Source organism: Haemophilus sp. HMSC066D02 (assembly GCF_001810545.1).
Lineage (GTDB): Bacteria > Pseudomonadota > Gammaproteobacteria > Enterobacterales > Pasteurellaceae > Haemophilus_D.
In genome coordinates this window covers 91,071-114,610 of record NZ_KV801805.1, presented here as the reverse complement: position 1 = coordinate 114,610, position 23,540 = coordinate 91,071, and the positions used below count along the sequence as shown (strand labels likewise).

General features: G+C 39.7%; 27 protein-coding genes. 17 read left to right on the top strand and 10 right to left on the bottom strand.

Going from position 1 to position 23,540, the window contains the following annotated elements:
• Positions 1-46: 46 nt before the first annotated feature.
• Positions 47-1,111: a rod shape-determining protein MreC gene (gene mreC, locus HMPREF2750_RS03215; protein WP_070582548.1), complete on the top strand. Its 1,065-nt coding sequence runs from the start codon at positions 47-49 to the stop codon at positions 1,109-1,111.
• The gene (mreD, locus tag HMPREF2750_RS03210; protein WP_070582547.1) at positions 1,111-1,599 is read left to right on the top strand and encodes a rod shape-determining protein MreD; all 489 of its coding nucleotides are present in this window, start codon (positions 1,111-1,113) and stop codon (positions 1,597-1,599) included. Before mreC ends, mreD begins: the two co-directional genes overlap by 1 nt.
• A 41-nt stretch (positions 1,600-1,640) precedes the next feature.
• Here the strand turns inward: mreD and rhlB are convergent, their stop codons facing one another.
• The 8 genes from rhlB to HMPREF2750_RS03170 form a co-directional block, all read right to left on the bottom strand.
• Positions 1,641-2,900 (bottom strand): ATP-dependent RNA helicase RhlB, encoded by a 1,260-nt coding sequence (gene rhlB / locus HMPREF2750_RS03205; protein WP_070582871.1) that lies wholly within the window; start codon positions 2,898-2,900, stop codon positions 1,641-1,643.
• 90 nt (positions 2,901-2,990) lie between these two features.
• Positions 2,991-3,272 carry a GNAT family N-acetyltransferase gene (locus HMPREF2750_RS03200; protein WP_070582546.1) on the bottom strand — a complete coding sequence of 94 codons (282 nt, stop codon included), beginning with the start codon at positions 3,270-3,272 and terminating at the stop codon, positions 2,991-2,993.
• Positions 3,269-3,475 carry a DNA gyrase inhibitor YacG gene (gene yacG / locus HMPREF2750_RS03195; protein ID WP_070582545.1) on the bottom strand — a complete coding sequence of 69 codons (207 nt, stop codon included), beginning with the start codon at positions 3,473-3,475 and terminating at the stop codon, positions 3,269-3,271. The genes HMPREF2750_RS03200 and yacG overlap by 4 nt, the downstream gene beginning before the upstream one ends.
• Positions 3,468-4,088, bottom strand: coding sequence for a dephospho-CoA kinase (coaE, locus tag HMPREF2750_RS03190; RefSeq protein WP_070582544.1), 621 nt, complete (start codon positions 4,086-4,088; stop codon positions 3,468-3,470). The genes yacG and coaE overlap by 8 nt, the downstream gene beginning before the upstream one ends.
• An 84-nt stretch (positions 4,089-4,172) precedes the next feature.
• Positions 4,173-4,850 carry a prepilin peptidase gene (locus HMPREF2750_RS03185; RefSeq protein WP_070582543.1) on the bottom strand — a complete coding sequence of 226 codons (678 nt, stop codon included), beginning with the start codon at positions 4,848-4,850 and terminating at the stop codon, positions 4,173-4,175.
• Positions 4,847-6,070 (bottom strand): type II secretion system F family protein, encoded by a 1,224-nt coding sequence (locus HMPREF2750_RS03180; RefSeq protein ID WP_070582542.1) that lies wholly within the window; start codon positions 6,068-6,070, stop codon positions 4,847-4,849. Before HMPREF2750_RS03180 ends, HMPREF2750_RS03185 begins: the two co-directional genes overlap by 4 nt.
• Before the next feature lie 8 nt (positions 6,071-6,078).
• Positions 6,079-7,458, bottom strand: coding sequence for a GspE/PulE family protein (locus tag HMPREF2750_RS03175; protein ID WP_070582541.1), 1,380 nt, complete (start codon positions 7,456-7,458; stop codon positions 6,079-6,081).
• Positions 7,459-7,464: 6 nt separating this feature from the next.
• Positions 7,465-7,908 carry a prepilin-type N-terminal cleavage/methylation domain-containing protein gene (locus tag HMPREF2750_RS03170; RefSeq protein ID WP_049369499.1) on the bottom strand — a complete coding sequence of 148 codons (444 nt, stop codon included), beginning with the start codon at positions 7,906-7,908 and terminating at the stop codon, positions 7,465-7,467.
• Between the two features lie 142 nt (positions 7,909-8,050).
• Here HMPREF2750_RS03170 and ampD point away from each other — a divergent pair, with 142 nt between their 5' ends.
• From ampD to tadA, 6 genes are all read left to right on the top strand, one after another.
• A complete protein-coding gene (gene ampD / locus HMPREF2750_RS03165) occupies positions 8,051-8,614 on the top strand; it encodes a 1,6-anhydro-N-acetylmuramyl-L-alanine amidase AmpD (protein WP_070582540.1) in 564 nt (187 codons plus the stop codon).
• 434 nt (positions 8,615-9,048) lie between these two features.
• Positions 9,049-9,642 (top strand): RNA pyrophosphohydrolase, encoded by a 594-nt coding sequence (rppH, locus tag HMPREF2750_RS03160; RefSeq protein WP_070582539.1) that lies wholly within the window; start codon positions 9,049-9,051, stop codon positions 9,640-9,642.
• Positions 9,642-10,436, top strand: coding sequence for a sulfite exporter TauE/SafE family protein (locus tag HMPREF2750_RS03155; protein ID WP_070582538.1), 795 nt, complete (start codon positions 9,642-9,644; stop codon positions 10,434-10,436). The genes rppH and HMPREF2750_RS03155 overlap by 1 nt, the downstream gene beginning before the upstream one ends.
• Before the next feature lie 8 nt (positions 10,437-10,444).
• Positions 10,445-11,251 (top strand): prolipoprotein diacylglyceryl transferase, encoded by an 807-nt coding sequence (lgt, locus tag HMPREF2750_RS03150; RefSeq protein ID WP_070582537.1) that lies wholly within the window; start codon positions 10,445-10,447, stop codon positions 11,249-11,251.
• A 12-nt stretch (positions 11,252-11,263) separates the two neighbouring features.
• Positions 11,264-12,115, top strand: coding sequence for a thymidylate synthase (locus HMPREF2750_RS03145; RefSeq protein ID WP_070582536.1), 852 nt, complete (start codon positions 11,264-11,266; stop codon positions 12,113-12,115).
• A gap of 9 nt (positions 12,116-12,124) precedes the next feature.
• Positions 12,125-12,643, top strand: a complete 519-nt coding sequence (tadA, locus tag HMPREF2750_RS03140; protein WP_178160907.1) for a tRNA adenosine(34) deaminase TadA — start codon at positions 12,125-12,127, stop codon at positions 12,641-12,643.
• Here tadA and ung read toward each other — a convergent pair.
• Complete coding sequence (ung, locus tag HMPREF2750_RS03135) at positions 12,640-13,314, bottom strand: uracil-DNA glycosylase (RefSeq protein WP_257282558.1); 675 nt, start codon at positions 13,312-13,314, stop codon at positions 12,640-12,642. The two genes, tadA and ung, sit on opposite strands and share 4 nt — an antisense overlap.
• A 249-nt stretch (positions 13,315-13,563) precedes the next feature.
• Here ung and grcA point away from each other — a divergent pair, with 249 nt between their 5' ends.
• The 8 genes from grcA (at position 13,564) to HMPREF2750_RS03095 (ending at position 20,836) form a co-directional block, all read left to right on the top strand.
• Positions 13,564-13,947 carry an autonomous glycyl radical cofactor GrcA gene (grcA, locus tag HMPREF2750_RS03130; RefSeq protein WP_005697846.1) on the top strand — a complete coding sequence of 128 codons (384 nt, stop codon included), beginning with the start codon at positions 13,564-13,566 and terminating at the stop codon, positions 13,945-13,947.
• A gap of 168 nt (positions 13,948-14,115) precedes the next feature.
• Positions 14,116-15,912 carry a translation elongation factor 4 gene (gene lepA / locus HMPREF2750_RS03125; RefSeq protein ID WP_070582533.1) on the top strand — a complete coding sequence of 599 codons (1,797 nt, stop codon included), beginning with the start codon at positions 14,116-14,118 and terminating at the stop codon, positions 15,910-15,912.
• Between the two features lie 9 nt (positions 15,913-15,921).
• Positions 15,922-16,971, top strand: a complete 1,050-nt coding sequence (gene lepB, locus HMPREF2750_RS03120) for a signal peptidase I (RefSeq protein WP_070582532.1) — start codon at positions 15,922-15,924, stop codon at positions 16,969-16,971.
• A gap of 1 nt (position 16,972) precedes the next feature.
• A complete protein-coding gene (gene rnc / locus HMPREF2750_RS03115) occupies positions 16,973-17,656 on the top strand; it encodes a ribonuclease III (protein WP_070582531.1) in 684 nt (227 codons plus the stop codon).
• The gene (era, locus tag HMPREF2750_RS03110) at positions 17,653-18,567 is read left to right on the top strand and encodes a GTPase Era (protein ID WP_054419744.1); all 915 of its coding nucleotides are present in this window, start codon (positions 17,653-17,655) and stop codon (positions 18,565-18,567) included. Before rnc ends, era begins: the two co-directional genes overlap by 4 nt.
• Before the next feature lie 77 nt (positions 18,568-18,644).
• Positions 18,645-19,250, top strand: a complete 606-nt coding sequence (locus HMPREF2750_RS03105; protein WP_070582530.1) for a CDP-alcohol phosphatidyltransferase family protein — start codon at positions 18,645-18,647, stop codon at positions 19,248-19,250.
• Positions 19,251-19,261: 11 nt separating this feature from the next.
• On the top strand, positions 19,262-19,894 hold the full coding sequence (locus tag HMPREF2750_RS03100; RefSeq protein WP_070582529.1) for a lysophospholipid acyltransferase family protein: 633 nt from the start codon (positions 19,262-19,264) through the stop codon (positions 19,892-19,894).
• Positions 19,895-19,903: 9 nt separating this feature from the next.
• The gene (locus HMPREF2750_RS03095; protein WP_186821571.1) at positions 19,904-20,836 is read left to right on the top strand and encodes a phosphatidate cytidylyltransferase; all 933 of its coding nucleotides are present in this window, start codon (positions 19,904-19,906) and stop codon (positions 20,834-20,836) included.
• Positions 20,837-20,886: 50 nt separating this feature from the next.
• On the opposite strand, the gene HMPREF2750_RS03090 is transcribed toward HMPREF2750_RS03095, so the two are convergent.
• Positions 20,887-22,101, bottom strand: coding sequence for a pyridoxal phosphate-dependent aminotransferase (locus tag HMPREF2750_RS03090; protein WP_049372855.1), 1,215 nt, complete (start codon positions 22,099-22,101; stop codon positions 20,887-20,889).
• Positions 22,102-22,254: 153 nt separating this feature from the next.
• Between HMPREF2750_RS03090 and HMPREF2750_RS03085 the strand changes: the two genes are divergently transcribed.
• Complete coding sequence (locus HMPREF2750_RS03085) at positions 22,255-23,535, top strand: isochorismate synthase (RefSeq protein WP_070582527.1); 1,281 nt, start codon at positions 22,255-22,257, stop codon at positions 23,533-23,535.
• Positions 23,536-23,540: the final 5 nt, after the last annotated feature.

The following is a 23,540-nucleotide window of genomic DNA, read 5'->3' as shown; positions in this document are numbered from 1 at the left end:
GTCTGATTTTTTGACCGCACTTTTCCTTTCAACCCTAGGACAGTGAATGAAACCCATTTTTGGTAAAGCACCACCATTAGGTATTCGACTCGCATTAGCAGTGATAGCTTCGATGACACTCATTTTAGTTGATGGGCAAACCTCATCAATGACGAAGGCGCGTAGTGTCATGGAAACTGCTGTGGGGGGCTTGTATTACCTTGCGAATGGGCCAAGAACGGTTCTAGATGGTGTATCAAGTAACTTGGTGGATACCAATAAACTGCTTATTGAAAATAAAGTATTGCGTGAGCAGTTGCGTGAGAAAAATGCTGATCTTTTGTTATTGGATCAACTTAAGGTAGAAAACCAACGTCTCCGTTTACTGCTTAATTCGCCTTTACGCACGGATGAATATAAAAAGATTGCTGAAGTGCTCACAGCAGAAACCGATGTCTATCGTCAGCAAGTGGTGATCAATCAAGGTGAACGTGATGGCGCTTATGTCGGTCAGCCAGTGATTGATGAAAAAGGGATGATCGGACAGATTATATCTGTCGGCGAGAATACAAGCCGAGTGTTACTTTTGACTGATGTGACCCATTCTATTCCTGTGCAAGTTTTACGTAATGATGTACGCGTGATCGCGAGTGGCACAGGGCACTCAGATGAACTTACCTTAGATAATGTGCCTCGTTCTGTGGATATTGAAAAAGGCGATTTATTGGTGACTTCAGGTTTGGGCGGACGTTTTGTGGAAGGCTATCCTGTGGCTGTTGTGCAAAGTGTTTCTCGTGATGGCTCAAATTACTTTGCAACGGTGAAAGCGAAACCTTTGGCTGAGTTAGATCGTTTACGTTATTTGCTTTTACTTTGGCCGAGCAATCTTGATATGTCGAAAGTCAAATCCATGTCGCCGGAAGAAGTACGTCGCCTTGTACAGCAACGTTTAGAAAGTCAAGCTAATGAAGCAACTCATTCAGTGAGTAAAACCAAAATTACAGATGATCAAGAGGATGGAGTACAGCCGCATACAGGAAAAGAAATTGTGGATCCTGACATTCCGACTACAATGCCTCAGCAAGAGGAACCCATTTCTCCAGATCAGCAACAACATAGGGAAGAAGACTAATGCAAGGGCGTTTTATTTTTCAATGGGCGACCATTTTATGCTTCTTTGTTGTGGCATTAATTATGGAATTAGCCCCATGGCCAGCAGGCTTTCAAGCTTTTAAACCGTCTTGGTTGGTTTTAGTTTTGCTTTACTGGACGCTTGCGTTACCTGATAGAGTAAGCATTGGTTGGGCATTTTTACTCGGGGTTTTATGGGATATCGTGCTAGGCTCTATTCTTGGGGTTCATGCACTGGCGCTTTCTGTCGCCTTCTATTTTGTTTCCAAATATTACCTAATTTTGCGCAACCTTTCTCTTTGGTTCCAAAGTTTATTGGTACTTCTTTTTGTTTTTGCGATTCGAGTGGCTATTTTCTTGGTTGAATTCTCTTTGCATGGGGCATTTTTCAACTGGCAGGAAATCTTTGGTGCCATCGCATCAGGTGTGTTATGGCCATGGGTTTTCTTATTGATGCGTACTACACGTCGAAGAGTCGGATTACATTAATCATAAAAAAAGCTGATGAAGGAGTTCATCAGCTTTTCTTTTTAGTTTTTACGACGGTAGTTTGTTTTTCTCGTCGTAGTATTTCTTGTTTGAGGCGCAGGATTGCGTTTTAAACGATAAGGTTTTGGAATATCACTAATCAATGAATTCGGATCATATTGACTGACCGGAATAGAATGACCAATGTATTCTTCAATCGCTGGTAAATTCATCGCATATTCTTCACAAGCAAAGCTGATAGACACCCCACTTTCACCCGCTCGACCAGTACGGCCAATACGATGAACGTAATCTTCTCGATCATCGGGTAGATCAAAGTTAAAAACATGAGTCACGTCTGAAATATGTAATCCACGCGCTGCAACATCAGTTGCAACGAGAATATCGAGCTCACCATCTGTAAATTGTTTGAGCAATGAAAGACGTTTTTTCTGTGCTACATCCCCTGTGAGTAATCCCACACGATGGCCATCTGCCGCTAAATAGCCCCAAATTTCTTCACATTTATGTTTAGTATTTGCAAAGACAATACAGCGCTCAGGCCATTCTTCTTCCATTAACGTCAGTAAGAGGGGGATTTTATCTTCATTTGAGGGATAGAAGAGTTCCTCTTTAATTCGATGTCCCGTTTTTTGTTCTGGTTCAATTTCAATGTATTCTGGGGAATTCATATCTTCAAAGGCAAGTTCGCGCACTTTGTAAGAGAGCGTTGCAGAAAAGAGCATGGTGAGGCGTTCTTGCGGAGAAGGACATTTGCGTAATAAATAACGAATATCACGAATGAAACCTAAATCAAACATGCGATCCGCTTCATCTAGTACTACAACCTGAACATCATCTAAACGGATAATGCCTTGTTTCACGTAGTCAATCACACGACCAGTGGTACCAATTAAAATATCCACGCCGGCTTCAATCGCTTTAAGCTGTTTATCATAGCCATCTCCACCATAAGCAAGTGCGGTTCGTAATCCACTTGTTTTAGCTAACAATTCTGCATCATTATTAATTTGTACTGCTAGTTCACGGGTTGGAGCAAGAATTAATGCGCGAGGTTGATTGGTGGCAAAATCAGGTTGATGCGTTAATAAGTGATGAAAGGTTGCCGTTAAAAATGCCATCGTTTTACCTGTGCCGGTTTGCGCTTGGCCTGCAACATCTTTTCCTTGTAATGTGATAGGTAATGATAACGCTTGAATAGGGGTGCAATATTCAAATCCCTTATCTTGTAGGGCTTTTTGTACGATAGGATGTAGTGGAAGATCAGTAAATCGCTGCTGACTTAAATAGTTTTCTTGCATAATAAATAACAGGTTCTCAGAAATAAATGGGGCTAAGGATAGCACGAAGCCGGAAAAATATCCTTAAAAATAAAACGCTTATTAATAGGTTTAAGCTTGGGGTTGAGCAGATTGGGTTCGTTCCCATTTTCTTGCAATATAGCTACAAGTTGGGTGCAAAGTGAGCTTTTTAGCCTGGATAAAATGAATTAAGGCTTGATAGAGTTTGTCTGCCACACCTTGTCCTCGAAGAGAATCATCAACAAACGTGTGATTAGCATTAATGGTATCGGGTGTTTCATAAAAATAAGTGAGTTTCGCGATTTTCTTACCTTGCTCATCGAGTAAGAAAAACTCACCCTGTTCACCATTATCATGATGCTGAAGACTCATTTGATACTCCATTCATCACTGAGAGAGGGATCCATGGCAAAATCTGCTGTGTCACTTGGAATGGCTTTTTCTTCTGCAGCCCATTCCCCTAAATCAATGAGTTGGCAACGTTTGCTACAAAAAGGGCGAAATTGGCTTTCCTGTGTCCAAGGTACAGGCTTTTGGCATGTCGGGCAGGGGACTTCAAAAATTTCATCAGACATTTTTCTTTCTCGATTCACTTAAATAAAATTGGTGCAATTCTAGCACTTTTTGTTTTAAGTGCGGTAAGTTTTCTGGCAATTTTGCATCATTTGAAATGATATCATCTGCCCATTTTAATCTTTCTTCACGGCTAACTTGTGCATTCATAATAGCTTGAATTTGCTGAATATTATTATGATCTCTCGATGACGCACGAGCCAGCTGAGTTTCAGGTTTTACATCGACAACAAGTATGCGGTCACAAAGCATGGTGAGCTTATTCTCAATGAGCAATGGGACGACAAATAACGCATAAGGAGCAGTCTGGCTGTTTAACTGGGCCAACATTCTTTCGCGAATAGCGGGATGTAATAAATGATTGAGCCAGTTTTTCTCATCTTCGTCTGCAAATACTTTTTTTCGTAGCTCGGCCCGATTTAATTCGCCTTCTTCAGTCAAAATTGATTTTCCAAAGTGCTCAGCAATTTGAGCAAGCAGCGGCGAGCCTTTTTCAACCACTTCTCTTGCCACAATATCTGCATCAACAATAGGGACACCAAGTTCAACAAAAAGATTTGCAATTGTGCTTTTTCCACTACCGATGCCGCCAGTTAGGCCTACAATATAAGTCATAATATTCCTTGCTACTTGATTTAGGGGATGTTTTACATCTATCCCCTAAACACAATATTTTTCAATGTTGCCAATATATTACATTTATAGGGTTATTGCACTGGTGACGATTAACGATATGCAAAGAAAGGGCGCAAAAGGTAAAACAGGTTTGCGAGAAATCCAATAGACTATGATGCCTAATAGACAGGCGATGAATAAGAAAAGTGGTAAGTGTGCGATGGTGAGATAAGCACCTATTCCTAAAGCAAGCCAATAATCGCCACGGCCTAACGCTTCCTTCTTATAAAACCATTTAGACAAATGATAGATAATATAAAAAACACCGAAAAAACTAACCGCACTTTCTAAACTTTGAGAAAGCGTTAGAATTGAAAATTCTTGATGTGCGCCGAATAAACCCAAGAAAAATAAAAAGAGGCAAGGTGTAGGTGAAATCAGTTGATAATGCCAGTCTAGCCAACTGATAACAAAAAGTAGACTAAGAGTAATCGCGAGCCATAAAGTAAATAATTCATCCTGAAGAAAATAACAGAGTGCAGCAAAACAGAGTCCAAACCCTAAAAAATAAAGACAAATATGACCGCACTTTTGAGATTGAATCGCTGCTTTTTCGCTATGGAAAATAGGACTGTTTTCAGGATAAAGTTCGATATAGTTCTGATAAATTTCTTGTTGTAGATTGGGGATAAAACGATCAATATAAAACCAAACAAAGATACCCGCTAAACCACCCAATAAGAAAAAGGCTAATATCATCATTGGATTACGGATCCCATATTAAAAATCGGCAGATACATGCCCATCATAATAATACCGATTAAACTACCAATGATGAGCATCATTAAAGGCTCTAAAAGTTGGGAAAGTAAATCAATTTGATGATTGAGCTTTTCTTGATAGTTATCAGCAATATGACGCAACATCAACGCAAGTTTTCCACTTTTTTCTCCAATCTGTAGCATTTGTTGTGCTTCCATTGGGAAAAGATGACTACTGACACTTTCTGAAAATGGATAACCTTGCGAAACCCACTGTAAAATTGACCGCACTTCTTGTTGTAGCAGAATATCACCTTTTAAGGTACGTTGTGTTTGCCAGGTTTGTTGTTTTGGGAGGAAGCTATTTAACGCAGGCGTTAATGCCACTCCGGATTGAAGCATTAATTGCAGGTTATGGCTAAAACTGATTAAACGAGAAAGGCAAATGATATTGCCCCAAATCGGCATACGATTAACTAGCGCATTCTTTTTTTGATTCAGCCAAAGGGAATGTTTTAATGAGATTTTCAGCATAAAAATAACGAAAATACAGACAATCATCAAGGTGATAAAGTGATGCTGTAAGAATTGGGACATGGCTAATAACACGGCGGTTAATGTAGGTAGCTCAGCAGAATTTTCGCCATACATTTCAGCAAATTGCGGTACAACGAAGAGTAATAAAATCAACGTAAGTGAAAGCGAAATACCTAATACCATGGCAGGATAAAGCATAATTTTTTGCAATTTGCGTTGAAGCGTTAATGATTGTGTTCGACGTTCGGCAATTTTAGTGCATACCTCTGCCAGTTTTCCTGTCATTTCTCCCACTTGAATAAGTTGAATCTCTTGAAAGTTTAAATACTTTCCTTGTATTTCCAAGCTTTGTGAAAACGGAAGACCACTTTCAATTAACTCAATTAAGGCACCAAGCCACTGATGCAAACCCAATTGTGTGCAGTTGTCTTGCAAAATATGTAATGCATTTTTTAATGGAATGGCAGAACTGAGCAATGTAGCCAGTTGATTCAATAAAGCACTGATTTCTGCATTTTTCGGTTTCTGATTAAGTTGCCAATCTTGTTGCAAGCGAATGTGACTAAAACCTTTTGCAATTAACAGAAATTGTGCGGCTTGTTTAGATTGAGCAACAAGGCTACCTTTTTGCCATTGTTGTCGCTGATCATAGGCTTGGAAATAAAAGAGTTTTTGCTTTGCCATAGAGACTCCTATTTTTTACCTAACACACGTTGAATTTCATCAAGATCGGTGATGTTATCTTTTACTTTTTCTAATGCACTTTGATAAAGTGAATCGAAATCAGTTTGGTAACAGTTATTTTCACATTGTAAAAATTGATACACCCCAATACGCCCTTGATACCCCTGATGGCAATCGCAAGACTCACTAAAATGTTGACTGCACTTTAAGCAACGTTTACGCACCAATCGCTGTGCGATAACTAATAAGAGACTGTTTTCAATTTCATGAGATTGAATGCCTAATTGTTGTAAGCGTGAAATGGCTGAGATGGCATCGTTGGTATGTAAGGTAGAAAGCACTAAATGGCCGGTTTGAGCCGCTCTTAATGCCATCAATGCACTTTCTTCGTCTCGAATTTCACCAAGCATAATAATGTCGGGATCTTGTCGTAAAAATGTACGAAGTAATCGGCTAAAATCTAAACCGATTTGCGGATTCACTTGAGTTTGAATAATACCTTCTAATTCAATTTCAACGGGATCCTCTGCCGTCATAATATGTTTATCTGGCGTATTTAGCCATTGAAGTGCGGTATAAAGTGAGATACTTTTTCCGCTTCCCGTTGGTCCAGTCACAAGAATTAAACCTTGCGGTTGGCTGAGTGCATGTTGAAATTGACTTTGTTGCTTTTGTGTCATACCCAACTCAGCAAAACTTAGTTGGACAGGTTTATTTTGTTGTAACCGTAATACCGCTTTTTCTCCCCAATGCGTGGGCAAGGTAGAAAGGCGGAAATCTAAAATATCGGAGAATGTCGTTTTGAATTGAAAGCGGCCATCTTGTGGTAGCCGAGTTTCACTGATATCCAGTTTGGCTAAGAGTTTTAAACGAGAAATTACACGATTGGCGAGTGATTTACTGATAATCGGTTGTGGTTGGAGTACGCCATCAATACGTAAACGAGTTAAGAGCCCATTTGGCTGAGTTTCTAAATGAATATCGGAGGCATTTTTTTGTAGGGCGGTTTCAAAAATACCATTTAATAATTGAATAACGGGTTCATCTTCATGAGATAAATTAGCTGTGTTTTCGTCTTCTGAATGATGGTAAAACGTCGTTTGTTCTTCGATTTGATTGGCTTTAGGTGCAAGGGATTGTAAAAGTTGTTTGAGTTGGGGCGTTTCAAATAAAATCGGTTCAACTAATTTACCGCTTAAAAAAGCAAAGGTTTCACAAGCTGCAAGATTATTGAGTGAATCCACAGCAAGCCATAAATGGTGCTCGTCTTCTTTAAGAGGGAGTGCAAAGTAACGTAACAGCAATGCTTGTTGCTGTTGATTTTGTTGCCAATATTGTGGCGAGATTTGGTAAATCTCGCCATTTTTTGCGATTGCTTGATAAGCCATGTTTCGCTATTTAGCTGAAGAGCAGAAACCTGCAGGGAATAAATCTGCATTGCTTGGGCAAGCGGTTGTCCAGGTGACACCTGATGAGGTTGAACCTGTCGCCGTTAAAGAATAACTGATCCCATCTAATGCACCATTTCCTGTCACCGTAATCACCCCCGATTTCGTGGTGATGGATTTGACATAGCCTTTTGCAGTAGTGATGTCTGCTGCAATGCCATTTGAACCACCTGAACAGTTTGTCGGGGCATTGGTGCTATAGATACATAGTTCCACATCAGATTTATAAGGTGCAGAAGCTTGTAACAATTCGGAGATAGCCGCTTTTTTGGTATAATTTTGATAAGACGGAATGGCGATCGTTGCGAGAATAGCAATAATCGCAATTACGATCATCAATTCAATTAACGTAAAACCTTTATGTAAAGGTTTAGAAAAAGTCAGTTTCATTAAATTAAATTTCCTTTTGGTTGAATAAAAAAATGCCAGAATTGGCGGCAACATTGTCTAAAAGGGAAAAATGAAAGTAAAACTGACCGCACTTCTTTTGCGATCAAGATCGCAAAAATGAAATTTAATCGTAGAAAAACAGATGAATAAGATAAAAAATGGCTGGTTAAGCCAGGCAAGAAAAGTGATTTCACCACATTTTGATGAACGTCCTGATGTAGCGGATATTTCATTACTCGTCATTCATTACATCAGTTTGCCGCCAGAACAATTTGGTGGTGGATATGTAGATGATTTTTTCCAAGGTAAACTCGATCCAACCATCCATCCCTATTTTGAGGAAATTTATCAATTTCGCGTGTCTGCCCATTGTTTAATTGAACGGGATGGCAAGGTGACACAGTATGTTAGTTTCAATGATAGAGCATGGCATGCGGGGCTTTCTTGCTTTGAAGGACGGGATAAATGTAATGATTTTGCGATTGGGATTGAGCTAGAGGGCAGTAATGAACAACCTTTTACAGCGGAGCAATACCAAGTGCTTGCTGCATTAACACGAGATATTATGCAAGCTTACCCGAAAATAACGCTCGATCGTATCGTTGGGCATTGCGATATTTCGCCTGGTCGTAAGATCGATCCAGGTCAATATTTTGAATGGAAACGCTATTTCGCGTTAGTTAAAAAAGGCTTGTATGAAAAATAACCACTAAAATTTTTACTTGAATGTGAATAAGATGACTTCTGTGAATAAGCGTTATCTTTATGAAATTAAAGATAAAATTTTTCCTCAAAGCTCTATGGTAAAATGCTAAGAAGAGTTATGCAACAGTCACCATTTGCTCAATCACAATTTTATCCACAGAAATATTGAATAACTCACAGCTGTTATTTCTTCACCAAGCCAGAAATGTTTAAACTAAAAAATGGCTGAATTTTTGATTAAAGGTTATGCAAAAATGAAAAAAATGAAGTGTGAAAAGCGGTTTTTAATTTTTATACACAGTTAAATTTAGACTATCCAAGTGTTACCCACAGAGTTATCCACAATAGGGTAAATATGCCCATTCGGTTGATAAAAAAGCGAATTTATGAAACAATCTGCAAATTATTTTTGTACAAAATTTAAGGTGAACGATAGTGATCGATTTTGATGGCTACCGTCCAAATGTAGGCATTGTCATTTGTAATCGCAAAGGGCAGGTGCTTTGGGCTAAACGATACGGGCAGAATTCGTGGCAATTCCCGCAAGGTGGAATTAACGATAATGAAAGTGCCGAACAAGCTATGTATCGTGAATTATATGAAGAGGTTGGCTTGCAACCCAAAGATGTGAAGGTGCTTTACGCGTCTAAACATTGGTTGCGTTATAAGCTGCCGAAAAGATTGCTGCGTTATGACAGCAAACCCGTGTGTATTGGGCAAAAACAACGTTGGTTTTTGTTGCAATTAGTGGGTGATGAAAAAAATATTAATATGAACACAACAAAATCACCCGAATTTGATGGTTGGCGTTGGGTAAGTTTTTGGTATCCCGTACGTCAGGTTGTGTCCTTTAAGAAAGATGTTTATCGCAAAGCGATGAAAGAGTTTGCTCAAGTGATGTTTGGCAACGAAAAAACATTGCTTGAAAATACGCAGGAGCATGAGATAAATAAACCTTATCATGCTCCACGTAAAAATGGTTCTTCTAAATATCAAAAACGTTCGTTTTATAAATCAAGGGGGCAATAATGCTCACTTTTATTTTACTTTGTTTGCTTGTCGGGTCTGTGGTTGGCTTTCTTGCGGGATTATTTGGCATTGGTGGTGGGTTAATTATCGTCCCTACCTTGGTTTATTTATTGCCGATGGTAGGCGTACCTGAACCCTTGCTGATGTCTACCGCATTAGGGACTTCATTTGCAACCATTGTGATTACTGGATTTTCTTCTGCGCAGCGTCATCATAAACTAGGCAATATAGTCTGGAGTGCCGTGAAAGTATTGGCACCGATGGTGATGATCTCAGTCTTTATCTCTGGTTTGTTTATTGGCAAACTTGATCGTGATGTATCAGCCAAAATCTTTGCCTGTTTAGTCGTATATTTAGCGGCAAAAATGGTGATTTCTATTAAGAAAAACACAGGGAAAACCAAACCTTTAACAACACAAGCATCTGTTATCGGTGGTATTTTAATTGGGATGGCATCAAGTGCAGCAGGCGTTGGCGGTGGTGGTTTTATCGTGCCATTTTTAAATTCCCGCGGGATTGATATGAAAAAAGCCATCGGTTCTTCTGCATTCTGTGGGGCACTTCTTGGTTTATCAGGCATGTTGAGTTTTATGGTGAGTGGTTGGGGTAATCCTACCATGCCAGATTATTCCCTAGGCTATGTTTATTTGCCTGCCGTGCTTGGTATTACGGGCACTTCATTCTTCACTTCTAAACTAGGGGCAACAGCCACCTCCAAACTCCCTGTCCCAACCTTGAAAAAAGGCTTTGCCTTGCTATTAGTTGCGATCGCAGTTGATATGTTTATTAAATAAGGAATGTTATGAATTCAGAATTTTTGATGCTTCCGCATTTTGATCCGACTATTTTTACTTTTGGTAATAGCAATATAGGGCTGCGTTGGTATGGCTTAATGTATCTATTAGGCTTTATCTTTGCGCGCTGGCTAGCGGTTCGTCGTGCCAATCAACCAAATAGTGGTTGGACTGTGGATCAAGTGGATACGTTACTTTTTAATGGCTTTATGGGCGTGTTCTTAGGTGGTCGCATTGGGGATGTCTTCTTCTATAATTTTGATCATTTTGTGCAAGATCCGCTGTATTTATTTCGTGTTTGGGAAGGGGGAATGTCATTCCATGGTGGATTAATTGGGGTGATTATCTCAATGATTTGGACCTCTTATTCTCAAAAAAGAAGCTTCTGGCAAACGGCAGATTTCGTGGCGCCCTTGATTCCATTTGGTTTAGGGATGGGACGAATTGGTAACTTCATCAATTTAGAACTTTGGGGGCGAGAAACGGATGTGCCGTGGGCCATGATTTTCCCAAATGATCCATTGTTATTACCACGCCATCCTTCACAGCTTTATGAAGCATTCTTAGAAGGTTTCGTGCTGTTTATTATTCTGAATGTCTTTATTAAAAAGCCTCGTCCTGTGGGTTCAGTGGCTGGATTATTCCTGATTTGTTACGGGATTTTCCGTTTTATCGTTGAATATGTCCGTGAGCCTGAAGTGGAATCTTTCTTAGGCATCATGACACGTGGACAAGCGCTTTGTTTGCCGATGATTATTGGCGGTGGATTAATTATGGCATGGGCATACAATCGCTCGAAAAGTGCGGTTCATTAGTAAGGAGTTTTTATGAAACAATATTTAGATCTTTGCCGACGTATTGTAAATGAAGGTGAGTGGGTTGCTAATGAGCGTACTGGTAAGCGTTGCCTAACAGTGATTAATGCGGATCTAGAATATGATGTTGGCAATAACCAATTCCCCTTAATTACCACGCGTAAAAGCTATTGGAAAGCGGCGATTGCGGAATTTTTAGGTTATATCCGTGGTTATGACAATGCGGCAGATTTCCGTAAGCTTGGCACCAAAACATGGGATGCCAATGCCAATGAAAATGCCGCTTGGCTTGCTAATCCACATCGTAAAGGCGCCGATGATATGGGCCGTGTTTATGGTGTGCAAGGCCGAGCATGGCGTAAACCGAATGGTGAAACCATCGATCAACTTCGTAAAATTGTGAATAATTTAAGTCGAGGTATTGATGATCGTGGCGAAATCCTGACTTTCTTTAACCCGGGTGAATTTGATCTTGGCTGTTTGCGCCCTTGTATGCACACACATACTTTCTCTTTAGTAGGTGATACATTGCACTTAACGAGTTACCAACGCTCTTGTGATGTGCCACTTGGCTTAAACTTCAATCAAATTCAAGTCTTTACTTTCCTTGCATTAATGGCGCAAATTACTGGTAATAAACCGGGTAAGGCATATCATAAAATTGTAAATGCACATATTTATGAAGACCAACTTGAGTTAATGCGTGATGTGCAATTAAAACGTGAACCATTCCCGTCACCACAATTAGAAATTAATCCTGATATTAAAACCCTTGAAGATCTTGAAACTTGGGTAACAATGGATGATTTCAAGGTGGTGGGTTATCAATCTCACGAACCAATCAAATATCCTTTCTCAGTTTAGGCATTCAACGTGCGGTCAGATTTAGACGAGAAATTTATGCAACACGCCCTGATGCTTGCTGATCGAGCAGAAGCACTTGGCGAGATTCCTGTTGGGGCGGTGTTGGTGGATGATGAAGGAAATATCCTAGGTGAAGGCTGGAATTTATCTATCATTGAAAATGATCCGACCGCTCACGCTGAAATTGTCGCATTGCGTAACGCAGCGCAAAATATTCAAAATTATCGTCTGCTCAATACCACACTCTATGTCACCCTTGAGCCTTGTACCATGTGTGCGGGCGCGATTTTACATAGCCGGATTAAACGATTAGTCTTCGGTGCATCAGATTATAAAACGGGGGCTGTAGGTTCTCGCTTCCACTTCTTTGATGATTATAAAATGAATCACACACTAGAAATTACCTCTGGCGTGCTGGCAGAAAAGTGCGGTCAGAAATTGAGTGATTTTTTTAAAAAAAGACGAGAGCAGAAAAAGGGAGAAAAGCGGGAAAAGAATCTCCCGCTTGATGTTGAGTCGCAATCTTAAACTTGCCAATCAATTTCACTTAAACCATTTTGTTTTAAATATTCGTTAGTTTTAGAAAAATGATGACATCCTAGAAAACCACGATGTGCCGAAAGTGGAGAAGGGTGTGGGGCAGTTAAAACATAATGACGATTGCGATCAATAAATTGCCCTTTTTTCTGAGCATGGCTTCCCCAAAGTAAAAATACGACTTTTTCACGGTGTTCATTAAGTGCTGCAATCACTTGATCTGTAAAAACTTCCCAACCAAATTTAGCATGTGAATGTGCCATGCCACGTTCTACCGTTAGCACGGTGTTAAGCAACAGTACACCTTGCTCCGCCCATTTCACCAAGTAGCCATGATTTGGCATTTTAAAACCTGGGATATCGTTAGCCAATTCTTTGTACATATTCAGTAGAGAAGGCGGAATAGCAACCTCAGGTTTCACCGAAAAAGCTAAACCGTGCGCTTGATTTGGTCCATGGTAGGGATCCTGCCCTAAGATGACGACTTTCACCTCATCAAATGCCGTATATTTAAAGGCATTAAACACTTCGTCTTGCGGTGGGTAAATGGTTTTTCCCGCGAGTCGCTCTTGATGGACTTGTTGTAAAATGTGTTTAAAGTAAGGTTTTTCTTTCTCTTGACCGATAACATCTGTCCAGGTTTTCATTCTGTATTTCCTTATTGGATAAGCTTGAGCACATTATAAATGAAATTGCTTAGAAAGGCTTTATCTGAAGTTATGTTAATATTTTGTTAAATGAGATAGTGTATTGAGGCCTTGCAGTGTCAGAAACTTTAATCTAGATCAATTTTTAAAAATTAGTCAGAAAAAAGAACCTGTTTTAGGTCAAAATTAATTGAATTCTTCAAATAGTTTGATAAAATTTGCACAGTTTAATAAATATACAACCGCCAAATTAGGAGGCACTTTATGATCAAAGGTATTCAAATTACTCAAGCAGCAAATGACAATCTTTTAAACTCATTCTGGTTATTAGACAGCGAAAAAAATGAAGCTCGTTGTTTATGTGCAAAAGCTGAATTCGCAGAAGACCAAGTAGTAGCAGTGAGCGAATTAGGCCAAATCGAATACCGTGAATTACCGGTAAACGTAGCACCAACTGTTAAAGTTGAAGGTGGTCAACACTTAAACGTAAACGTATTACGTCGTGAAACTTTAGAAGATGCTGTAAACAACCCGGATAAATACCCTCAATTAACTATCCGTGTTTCTGGTTACGCAGTACGTTTCAACTCTTTAACGCCAGAACAACAACGTGACGTTATTACTCGTACTTTCACTGAAAGCCTATAATTTCAGTTTGAATGAAAAAAGAAACCCCGAAGTAATTCGGGGTTTTGTTTTATCTAAAAGGTTTGAAAATTTGACCGCACTTTTCCCTTTCATCCCTAGCGATTTCCACGCTTTTCAGGTACAATCCGCCAGTTAAATTTAATGATTTTTGAGAAAACTAATCTATTTATGAAGAATATTCGCAACTTTTCTATTATTGCCCATATTGACCATGGTAAATCGACCCTTTCTGACCGATTAATTCAGACCTGTGGAGGCCTTTCGGATCGTGAAATGGAAGCGCAAGTGTTGGATTCCATGGATCTTGAGCGTGAGCGCGGTATTACCATTAAAGCGCAGAGCGTAACTTTAAATTATCAAGCCAAAGACGGTGAAACATACCAATTAAACTTTATTGATACACCAGGACACGTGGACTTCTCTTATGAAGTATCGCGTTCTCTTGCGGCTTGTGAAGGGGCATTGTTAGTTGTGGATGCAGGACAAGGTGTAGAAGCACAAACCTTGGCAAACTGCTATACCGCCATTGAAATGGATTTAGAAGTCGTGCCGATTTTAAATAAAATCGACTTACCGGCAGCGGATCCTGAACGTGTTGCAGAAGAAATTGAAGACATCGTCGGTATTGATGCGATGGAGGCTGTGCGTTGTTCAGCTAAAACCGGTGTGGGTATCGAAGATGTATTAGAAGAAATTGTTGCAAAGATTCCCGCGCCAGAAGGTGATCCTGATGCACCGTTACAAGCATTGATTATTGACTCTTGGTTCGATAACTATTTAGGCGTGGTGTCATTGGTTCGTATTAAAAATGGTGTGTTGCGTAAAGGCGATAAAATCAAAGTAATGTCTACCGGACAGGCTTACAACGTTGATCGTTTAGGGATTTTTACGCCAAAACAAGTGGATACGACCGTATTAAATACCGGCGAAGTAGGTTGGGTTGTTTGTGCAATTAAAGATATTTTAGGTGCGCCAGTAGGGGATACCTTAACCCATCAACACAATCCAGCAAGCCATGTATTGCCAGGCTTTAAGAAAGTAAAACCGCAGGTTTATGCTGGTTTATTCCCAGTTAGCTCTGACGATTATGAAGCTTTTCGTGATGCGTTGGGTAAATTAAGCCTAAACGATGCATCACTTTTCTATGAACCAGAGAATTCAACCGCTTTAGGTTTTGGTTTCCGTTGTGGTTTCTTAGGGCTTTTACACATGGAGATCATTCAAGAGCGTTTAGAACGTGAATATGATCTTGATTTGATTACTACAGCACCAACAGTAATTTATGAAGTCGAAATGACCAATGGTGAAGTGGTTTATGTGGATAGTCCAGCGAAATTACCGCCATTGAATAATATTTCAGAAATTCGTGAGCCTATCGCGGAATGTAATATGTTGGTACCACAGGAATTCTTAGGTAACGTGATAACCCTTTGCGTGGAAAAACGTGGCGTACAAACAAATATGGTGTATCACGGTAACCAAATTGCGTTAACTTATGAAATCCCAATGGGCGAAGTAGTATTAGATTTCTTCGACCGCTTGAAATCAACATCGCGTGGTTATGCGTCTTTGGATTATGGTTTCAAACGTTTCCAAGCAGCAGACATGGTGCGCGTGGATATTATGATCAACGGTGATCGTGTTGATGCGTTAGCATTAATTGTTCACAAAGATAATGCCCCTTATCGTGGTCGTGAGTTAGTTGAAAAAATGCGCGAGCTGATTCCTCGTCAACAATTTGATATCGCGATTCAAGCCGCGATTGGTAACCACATTATTGCGCGTTCAACGGTGAAACAATTGCGTAAAAACGTATTAGCAAAATGTTATGGTGGTGACGTGAGCCGTAAGAAAAAACTCTTACAGAAACAGAAAGAAGGCAAAAAACGAATGAAATCTTTAGGTAACGTGGAAGTACCGCAAGAAGCGTTTTTAGCGATCTTACACGTTGGTAAAGATAAATAGGAAAGAGCTATGTCGAATGTATTTTTTATTCTGTTGTTAGCCGTGGGATTTGCCGGTTGGAAAGCGTTAGACCATTTCCAACTGCCTAACACATTTAGCATTTTATTGCTGATTTTGACCGCACTTTCTGGCATTTTATGGTGTTATCATCGTTTTGCGGTGATGCCAAGACGTCGTCGTCAAATCGCACGAGCAGAACAACGTTCAGGCAAAGCATTAACGGATGAAGAAAAAGCGAAAATTGAGCCAATTTCAGAAGGTTCAGAATTTATTTCTTCTCTTTTCCCTGTGTTATCCGTGGTATTCCTTGTGCGTTCATTTATTTTTGAACCATTCCAAATTCCATCTGGATCAATGGAAGCAACATTGCGCGTAGGGGATTTCCTCGTTGTTAATAAATATACTTATGGTATTAAAGACCCAATTTTCCAAAATACGATTATTGAAGGTAACAAACCAGAACGTGGAGATGTAATCGTGTTTAAAGCACCAGAGCAGGCGCTACTTCGTACTAGCTTAGGTGCAACGAGAGCAGCGTATGCTGAAAATCTTGCGTTAACATCTAAAAACAATATGTCAGGTGTGGATTACATCAAACGTATTGTGGGTAAAGGCGGTGACCGTATTATCCTTGATGTTGAAAAAAGTGCTTTAACGCTGGTTTATGGTAAAGATGGCAAACCTTGTGAAGTAGATTGCCAAACTAAAGCGTTTGAATACAAACAAGAACCTACAAATCCAGCCTTCCCAACGCAAGTGGAATATTTGGAAATCGGTGACGTGACACACACAATTTTAGTAGAACCAATGCGCCGTTATTCGGGTATTGAATTCTATCCACAGGAAGGCTTACCTACTGCGGAATGGATTGTGCCTGAAGGACAATATTTTGTAATGGGCGATAACCGTGATCATAGTGATGACAGCCGTTTTTGGGGATTTGTACCAGAAAAAAATATCGTGGGTAAAGCCACTTATATTTGGATGAGTTTAGAAAAAGAACCAAATGAGTGGCCTACAGGCTTCCGTTTAGACCGTTTCTTTACAAAAATTAATTAATATGAGCCATTTAGATCGACTAGAACGAAAAATTGGTTATCAATTTTCCGATCTAAAAAACTTAAAATTGGCACTGACACACCGCAGTGCCTCCACTCAACATAATGAACGCCTAGAATTTTTAGGTGATTCTATTCTTAATTATGTCATTGCTGATGCGCTTTATCATCAATTCCCTCGTTGTAATGAAGGTGAACTTAGCAGAATGCGTGCAACATTAGTTCGAGAGCCAACTCTGGCGATGATTGCCCGCAATTTTGAGCTTGGGGACTATATGTCCTTAGGTTCAGGTGAATTGAAAAGTGGGGGATTTCGTCGCGAATCTATTTTGGCCGATTGTGTTGAAGCGGTAATTGGCGCAATGGCATTGGATTCAAGCTTTGATAAAGCGGCAGATATTGTGCGTAGTTGGTATAAAACCTTATTGGCTGAAATTAAGCCAGGCGATAACCAAAAAGATGCCAAAACGCGTTTACAAGAGTATTTACAAGGTAAGCATTTCGCTTTACCAACCTATGAAGTAATAAAAATTGAAGGTGAAGCACATTGCCAAATCTTCACAGTGGAATGTACGGTAAAAAACGTACCAAATATTGACCGCACTTTTATTGCAAAAGGTTCTAGCCGCCGTAAAGCAGAACAAGCGGCCGCAGAACAAATTTTAAAAATATTGGAAATAAAATGACCGAATTAAATCAAGAACAAGAGACCTATTGTGGTTTTATTGCCATTGTAGGCCGCCCAAATGTAGGGAAATCCACCCTGTTAAACAAAATTTTGGGTCAAAAAATCTCGATTACTTCCCGCAAGGCGCAAACCACGCGTCACCGTATTGTGGGAATTAAAACGGAAGGCATCTACCAAGAAATTTATGTAGATACGCCGGGACTTCATATCGAAGAAAAACGAGCGATTAACCGTTTAATGAACCGCGCAGCAAGCTCAGCGATCGGTGATGTGGATCTTATTATTTTCGTCGTGGATGGCACACATTGGAATGCCGATGATGAAATGGTGTTAAACAAATTACGTAACGCCAAAGCACCTGTTGTACTCGCCATCAACAAAGTTGATAACGTCAAGAATAAAGATGATTTGTTGCCATTTATTACTGATTTAGGCAGTAAGTTTGATTTTGCGCACATTGTGCCGATTTCTGCACAACGTGGTAATAATGTGCATCAATTAGAGAAAATTGTTCGTCAGTCCTTACGTAAAGGTGTTCATCACTTCCCTGAAGATTACGTGACCGATCGTTCACAACGTTTTATGGCGTCAGAAATTATCCGTGAAAAATTGATGCGTTTTACTGGTGAAGAATTACCTTATTCTGTGACCGTTGAAATTGAACAATTCAAAGTAAATGAGCGTGGTACTTACGAAATTAATGGTTTGATTTTAGTTGAGCGCGAAGGCCAAAAGAAAATGGTGATTGGTGCTCAAGGGCAAAAAATTAAAACCATTGGTATGGAAGCGCGCGCTGACATGGAACGCTTATTTGATAATAAAGTACACCTTGAACTTTGGGTTAAAGTGAAGTCTGGTTGGGCAGACGATGAACGCGCCTTAAGAAGTCTAGGTTATATGGATGAATAAAAACTTGAGTAATACTCTATACTATTCTATTATTAGCGAAATTTTTATGTTTACTAATAAAAACAAGGAGATGGTAGATGAGTATCTATGCCTTAAAACCCAAATTTCAGAATTTACTTCGGCCTTTAGTTAGACAATTAGCAGCAAAAGGCGTAACAGCAAATCAAGTTACGCTAATTGCTTGCTTACTTTCAATTTTATTAGGTGTGGTTCTCGCACTATTCCCGACATTTTCCACTCTTTTCTTCCTTATTCCTATTTGGTTGTTTTTGCGTATGGCGTTAAATGCTGTTGATGGCATGCTAGCACGTGAATTTAATCAAAAAAGTCGATTAGGGGGTTATCTTAATGAAATTACTGATGTCGTCTCTGATGCAGCACTTTACCTTCCTTTTGCTTTTGTCGCGCCTTTTGATGGCGTTCAAATCTCAAGTATTATTTGGCTTGCCGCGTTGAGTGAGTTATGTGGTATTTTGGGGCAAGTTCAAGGCAAAACGCGTCGTTATGATGGCCCAATGGGTAAAAGCGATCGTGCATTTGTGTTTGGTGTGCTCGGTTTACTCTATGCGGTGAGTGGTAGTTTGCATTCATTTTTCTGGTGGGTAGCAAATATCCTGATTATCTTGCTCATCGTGACTTGTATTAAGCGAGTAAAAAATGGATTAGCGGAAGTAGCAGAGTAATAGGAGTAAATATGATCGCGAGATTAATCGATTTTTTATTGTGTCGTTTTGCCTCTTTTATTACAGGTGTTCGACCTCAAGCAGCGATAGCTGAACAATCTTCAGAAGGGCATCGTGTCTATTTTGCCAATCATAACAGCCATGGTGATTTCATCTTACTTTGGATTTCATTACCTTATGAAGTGAGAAAACAAACGCGTCCTGTTGCAGGCAAAGATTATTGGACGAAAGGCGCAATTCGTCGTTTTCTAGCCAATAAAGTGTTTAATATGTTACTGATTGAGCGTAATAGCCAAGATCCACAAGCGGCAATACGACAAATGACGGAAGCCTTGGAGAATGATTCGCTTATTCTTTTTCCTGAAGGAACCCGTAAAACGGATGATGATTTGCCACTTCAGCCATTTAAAAGTGGATTGTTTTATTTAGCAAAAGAAAATCCTAATTGTGAATTTGTGCCAGTTTGGATTAGCAATATGAATAATGTTTTACCAAAAGGCTTTATTTTACCGATCCCGTTGTTATGTGATCTTTATGTCGGTGAACCATTAAAAATTGGGACAGATGAGACTAAAGGTGAATTTTTAACACGTGCACAATCGGCATTATTAAGTTTAAACATCAGTGAAAAAGGCAAATCTTAGGAGTAAATGATGACAGAAATATGGCAACTCTTCGGTGGTTTATTTATCGCCTTAATTTTTGCTTCCACAGTGGGATATGTTTTAAAACGCAGAGCGGGCGTGGATACACCGAATAGCGTTATTGATAACCTGAATGCACGCATCAATGCTTGGTGGGTGATGATTGGTATTATCTTTATTGCGAGTTTATTAGGCTTTTATGGCGTGATTGGGCTCTTTTTGATTATTTCATTTATGGGATTGCGTGAGTTTCTTTCTCTGTTGAATATTCGTCGAGGCGATCATCTTGCACTCGCAGCCTGTTTTTATGTGATCTTGCCATTGCAATATTTTTTAGTCGCCATTGATTGGTTTAGTATGTTTACTATCTTTATTCCCGTATATGGCTTCTTATTTTTACCGATTCTTTCAGCATTACTGGGTGACCCAGCGAATTTCTTAGATCGTTCTACGAAAATTCAGTGGGCATTGATGATTAGCGTATTCTGTATTTCACATATCCCCGCTTTATTGACACTTGATATCTCAGGTTATGAAGGAAAAAATCTTTTATTAATGATCTTCTTAATCTTGGTAGTACAGTCAAGTGATGTGTTGCAATACGTTTGGGGTAAACTCTTCGGTAAACATAAAATTGCGCCAACCTTGTCACCATCCAAAACGGTAGAAGGTTTTGTTGGTGGGGTATTAAGCGCAAGTTTATTAGGTATGCTACTTCATTGGATGACACCATTTTATGCATGGCAAGCCTTTTTAATGAGTCTGTTAATTTGCTTAATGGGATTCTTAGGTGGACTCGTGATGTCGGCAATGAAACGCAGTATGGGTGTGAAAGACTGGGGGAATATGATCAGTGGCCATGGTGGTATTTTAGATCGAATGGATTCACTTTGTTTCTCCGCACCTATTTTCTTCCATGTGGTGCGTTATTTCTGGGCATAGTTATAAATCATGAAATAAAAAAAGAGCGGTTAATTAACCGCTCTTTTTTATTATTGACGATAAGTTTCTAAGAATCGCGCCAATTTGCCAATGGCTTCTTCTAATTGACCGGTATAAGGAAGTGTCACCACACGGAAGTGATCCGGTGAGTGCCAGTTAAATCCTTTACCATGCACGAGAAGTACTTTCTCTTTACGTAATAAATCGAGCACAAATTTTTCATCACTATGAATGTTGAATTTTTGGATGTCGAGTTTCGGGAACATATACATTGCCCCCATTGGTTTTACGCAGCTAATACCAGGGATTTGAGTAATTAAATCATAGGCTTTATTGCGTTGTTCCAGCAAACGACCACCCGGTTGAACAAATTCATTAATACTTTGATAGCCGCCTAATGCTGTTTGAATGGCGTGCTGCATTGGTACGTTTGCACATAAACGCATAGACGCTAGCATATCTAAGCCTTCAATATAGCCTTTAGCATGTTGTTTCGGCCCATTTAAAATCATCCAACCTTGACGAAAACCCGCAACACGATATGCTTTTGATAAGCCATTGAATGTAATGGTTAATACATCTGGTGCAAGGGCTGCAATATGATGGTGGACAGCACCATCGTAGAGAATTTTGTCATAAATTTCATCCGCAAAAATAATGAGATTATTTTCACGTGCGACTTGGATAATTTCTTCGAGTAACTCTTTGCTATAAACCGCACCCGTCGGGTTGTTCGGGTTGATCACTACGATAGCTTTGGTTTTGGCATTGACTTTCGCGCGAATATCATCAATAGCAGGGAACCAACCCGCTTCTTCATCACATAAATAATGTACCGCGTTTCCGCCCGCTAACGTTACCGCCGCCGTCCATAATGGATAATCCGGCATTGGAACCAATACCTCATCACCATCATTAAGAAGGGCTTGCATGGACATGGTAATCAATTCAGATACACCGTTCCCGATGTACACATCGTTTACTGTCGCATCATGAATACCTTTAGACTGATAGTATTGCACGATAGCTTTACGTGCAGAATACAAACCTTTGGAATCGCAATAACCTTGTGCAGAAGGTAAGTTGCGGATGACATCGACTAAAATTTCATCTGGCGCTTCAAAACCAAATGGGGCAGGGTTGCCGATATTAAGTTTTAAAATTTTATTGCCTTCTTCTTCTAGGCGTAAAGCTTCTTTGTGAACCGGTCCACGAATATCGTAGCAAACGTGCTCTAATTTGTCTGATTTCGGAAAAGATCTCATTAGTAACATCCTATGATAATTAGATTTTCATTCAAAAATTGTGTCTAATTTACGCTTAAATTCTTATCTTGAAAAGATTTAATAAAAAAATTTTTTGAATGTATTAAAGTGCGGTAGAATATGGGCTAATTTTTTTGTGTTTTATTATTTTTCATGGGCCCTTTAGAACAAGCTAAATCTGAGCTAATTCGCCAATTTGAAACTTTGGCGATAACTGATCAGCAACCTGCTATTGCACGTCTTCAGATGAAGATGAAATTGGGTGTTGATCTTTTGGCATGGATGAAAGGACAGCTTGTTTATCCACAATTTTATTTACGTTTTCGTGATGAAGATAAAACCGTCGCTGCCGTAGGGAAAGTGCGGTCATTTTCAGATGTGAATTTGGCACAGCAATTTATTCAAGAGCACAATTTCCCGTTAGTGGGCGGTTTACAGTTCCAAGGTGAAAGTCAGTTTATTTTGCCGCAAGTTTTAATTGAACAGCAAAATGGTGAGACCGTGGTTTCAGTTTTTGTTGATCCAAATGAGCTTGATTCGGCAAAAATGATTTTGAATTCATTTGAAAAAATGACCGTACTTTCACCGCTTAATCAATTAACCATCGAAAGTGTAGAGCCAAAAGCGAATCAAGATACCTGGTGTAACTGGGTCAATCAAGCACTCACTCGAATTCGACAGGGTGAATTAACTAAGCTCGTTTTGGCAAATGAAACCGTGTTTGGTATTCAGGGTGAGCTAAACGGAAAAGATTTTCTTGCTGCAAGCCAAGCAAAAAATAGTGGTTGTTACCATTTTTTATGGGCAGATAATGCTCAAAACTGTTTTGTGGGATCGACACCAGAACGCTTATTTGCACGTGATGATCGTCAGTTATTCACGGAAGCGCTTGCAGGGACAGCACCTGTTAGTGATAATCCGAGTGAAAATGACGAACGTGCGAATTGGCTGTTAAATGATGAAAAAAACCTCAATGAAAACTGGTTGGTGGTTGAAGATATTTCACAAAATATCAGTCACTTAGTGGAACAAATTACTGTTGATGATGTCGCATTAAAGTCACTACGCAAAGTGCAGCATTTAATTAGAAAAATGCAAGCAAAATTGACCGCAGTTTGTACGGATGCCGATTTGCTGAAAGCGATCCATCCAACGGCGGCTGTATCCGGCTTACCACAGCAGCAAGCGAAGAAAGCCTTGGCTGAAATAGAAACCTTTGATCGTCGTTGGTATGCCGGTACATTAGGTGTGATGAATCAACATCTATCAGAATTTTGTGTCACCATTCGTTCGGCTTTTATCGAAGAAAAACAAGTGCGTGTATTTGCTGGAGCCGGTATTGTAGAAGGCTCACAACCTGTAGAAGAGTGGTTGGAAATTGAACGTAAAGCGGCAGGGCTCATTTCCCTGTTTGCAGAGAATAACGGAGAATAAGAAGA

Bases quoted from the DNA above. Each gene is read 5' to 3' on its own strand.
- mreC (WP_070582548.1), top strand. From the start codon at position 47: ATGAAACCCATTTTTGGTAAAGCACCACCATTAGGTATTCGACTCGCA.
- mreD (WP_070582547.1), top strand. From the start codon at position 1,111: ATGCAAGGGCGTTTTATTTTTCAATGGGCGACCATTTTATGCTTCTTT.
- rhlB (WP_070582871.1), bottom strand. From the start codon at position 2,900: ATGCAAGAAAACTATTTAAGTCAGCAGCGATTTACTGATCTTCCACTA.
- HMPREF2750_RS03200 (WP_070582546.1), bottom strand. From the start codon at position 3,272: ATGAGTCTTCAGCATCATGATAATGGTGAACAGGGTGAGTTTTTCTTA.
- yacG (WP_070582545.1), bottom strand. From the start codon at position 3,475: ATGTCTGATGAAATTTTTGAAGTCCCCTGCCCGACATGCCAAAAGCCT.
- coaE (WP_070582544.1), bottom strand. From the start codon at position 4,088: ATGACTTATATTGTAGGCCTAACTGGCGGCATCGGTAGTGGAAAAAGC.
- HMPREF2750_RS03185 (WP_070582543.1), bottom strand. From the start codon at position 4,850: ATGATGATATTAGCCTTTTTCTTATTGGGTGGTTTAGCGGGTATCTTT.
- HMPREF2750_RS03180 (WP_070582542.1), bottom strand. From the start codon at position 6,070: ATGGCAAAGCAAAAACTCTTTTATTTCCAAGCCTATGATCAGCGACAA.
- HMPREF2750_RS03175 (WP_070582541.1), bottom strand. From the start codon at position 7,458: ATGGCTTATCAAGCAATCGCAAAAAATGGCGAGATTTACCAAATCTCG.
- HMPREF2750_RS03170 (WP_049369499.1), bottom strand. From the start codon at position 7,908: ATGAAACTGACTTTTTCTAAACCTTTACATAAAGGTTTTACGTTAATT.
- ampD (WP_070582540.1), top strand. From the start codon at position 8,051: ATGAATAAGATAAAAAATGGCTGGTTAAGCCAGGCAAGAAAAGTGATT.
- HMPREF2750_RS03155 (WP_070582538.1), top strand. From the start codon at position 9,642: ATGCTCACTTTTATTTTACTTTGTTTGCTTGTCGGGTCTGTGGTTGGC.
- lgt (WP_070582537.1), top strand. From the start codon at position 10,445: ATGAATTCAGAATTTTTGATGCTTCCGCATTTTGATCCGACTATTTTT.
- HMPREF2750_RS03145 (WP_070582536.1), top strand. From the start codon at position 11,264: ATGAAACAATATTTAGATCTTTGCCGACGTATTGTAAATGAAGGTGAG.
- grcA (WP_005697846.1), top strand. From the start codon at position 13,564: ATGATCAAAGGTATTCAAATTACTCAAGCAGCAAATGACAATCTTTTA.
- lepA (WP_070582533.1), top strand. From the start codon at position 14,116: ATGAAGAATATTCGCAACTTTTCTATTATTGCCCATATTGACCATGGT.
- lepB (WP_070582532.1), top strand. From the start codon at position 15,922: ATGTCGAATGTATTTTTTATTCTGTTGTTAGCCGTGGGATTTGCCGGT.
- rnc (WP_070582531.1), top strand. From the start codon at position 16,973: ATGAGCCATTTAGATCGACTAGAACGAAAAATTGGTTATCAATTTTCC.
- era (WP_054419744.1), top strand. From the start codon at position 17,653: ATGACCGAATTAAATCAAGAACAAGAGACCTATTGTGGTTTTATTGCC.
- HMPREF2750_RS03105 (WP_070582530.1), top strand. From the start codon at position 18,645: ATGAGTATCTATGCCTTAAAACCCAAATTTCAGAATTTACTTCGGCCT.
- HMPREF2750_RS03100 (WP_070582529.1), top strand. From the start codon at position 19,262: ATGATCGCGAGATTAATCGATTTTTTATTGTGTCGTTTTGCCTCTTTT.
- HMPREF2750_RS03095 (WP_186821571.1), top strand. From the start codon at position 19,904: ATGACAGAAATATGGCAACTCTTCGGTGGTTTATTTATCGCCTTAATT.
- HMPREF2750_RS03090 (WP_049372855.1), bottom strand. From the start codon at position 22,101: ATGAGATCTTTTCCGAAATCAGACAAATTAGAGCACGTTTGCTACGAT.
- HMPREF2750_RS03085 (WP_070582527.1), top strand. From the start codon at position 22,255: ATGGGCCCTTTAGAACAAGCTAAATCTGAGCTAATTCGCCAATTTGAA.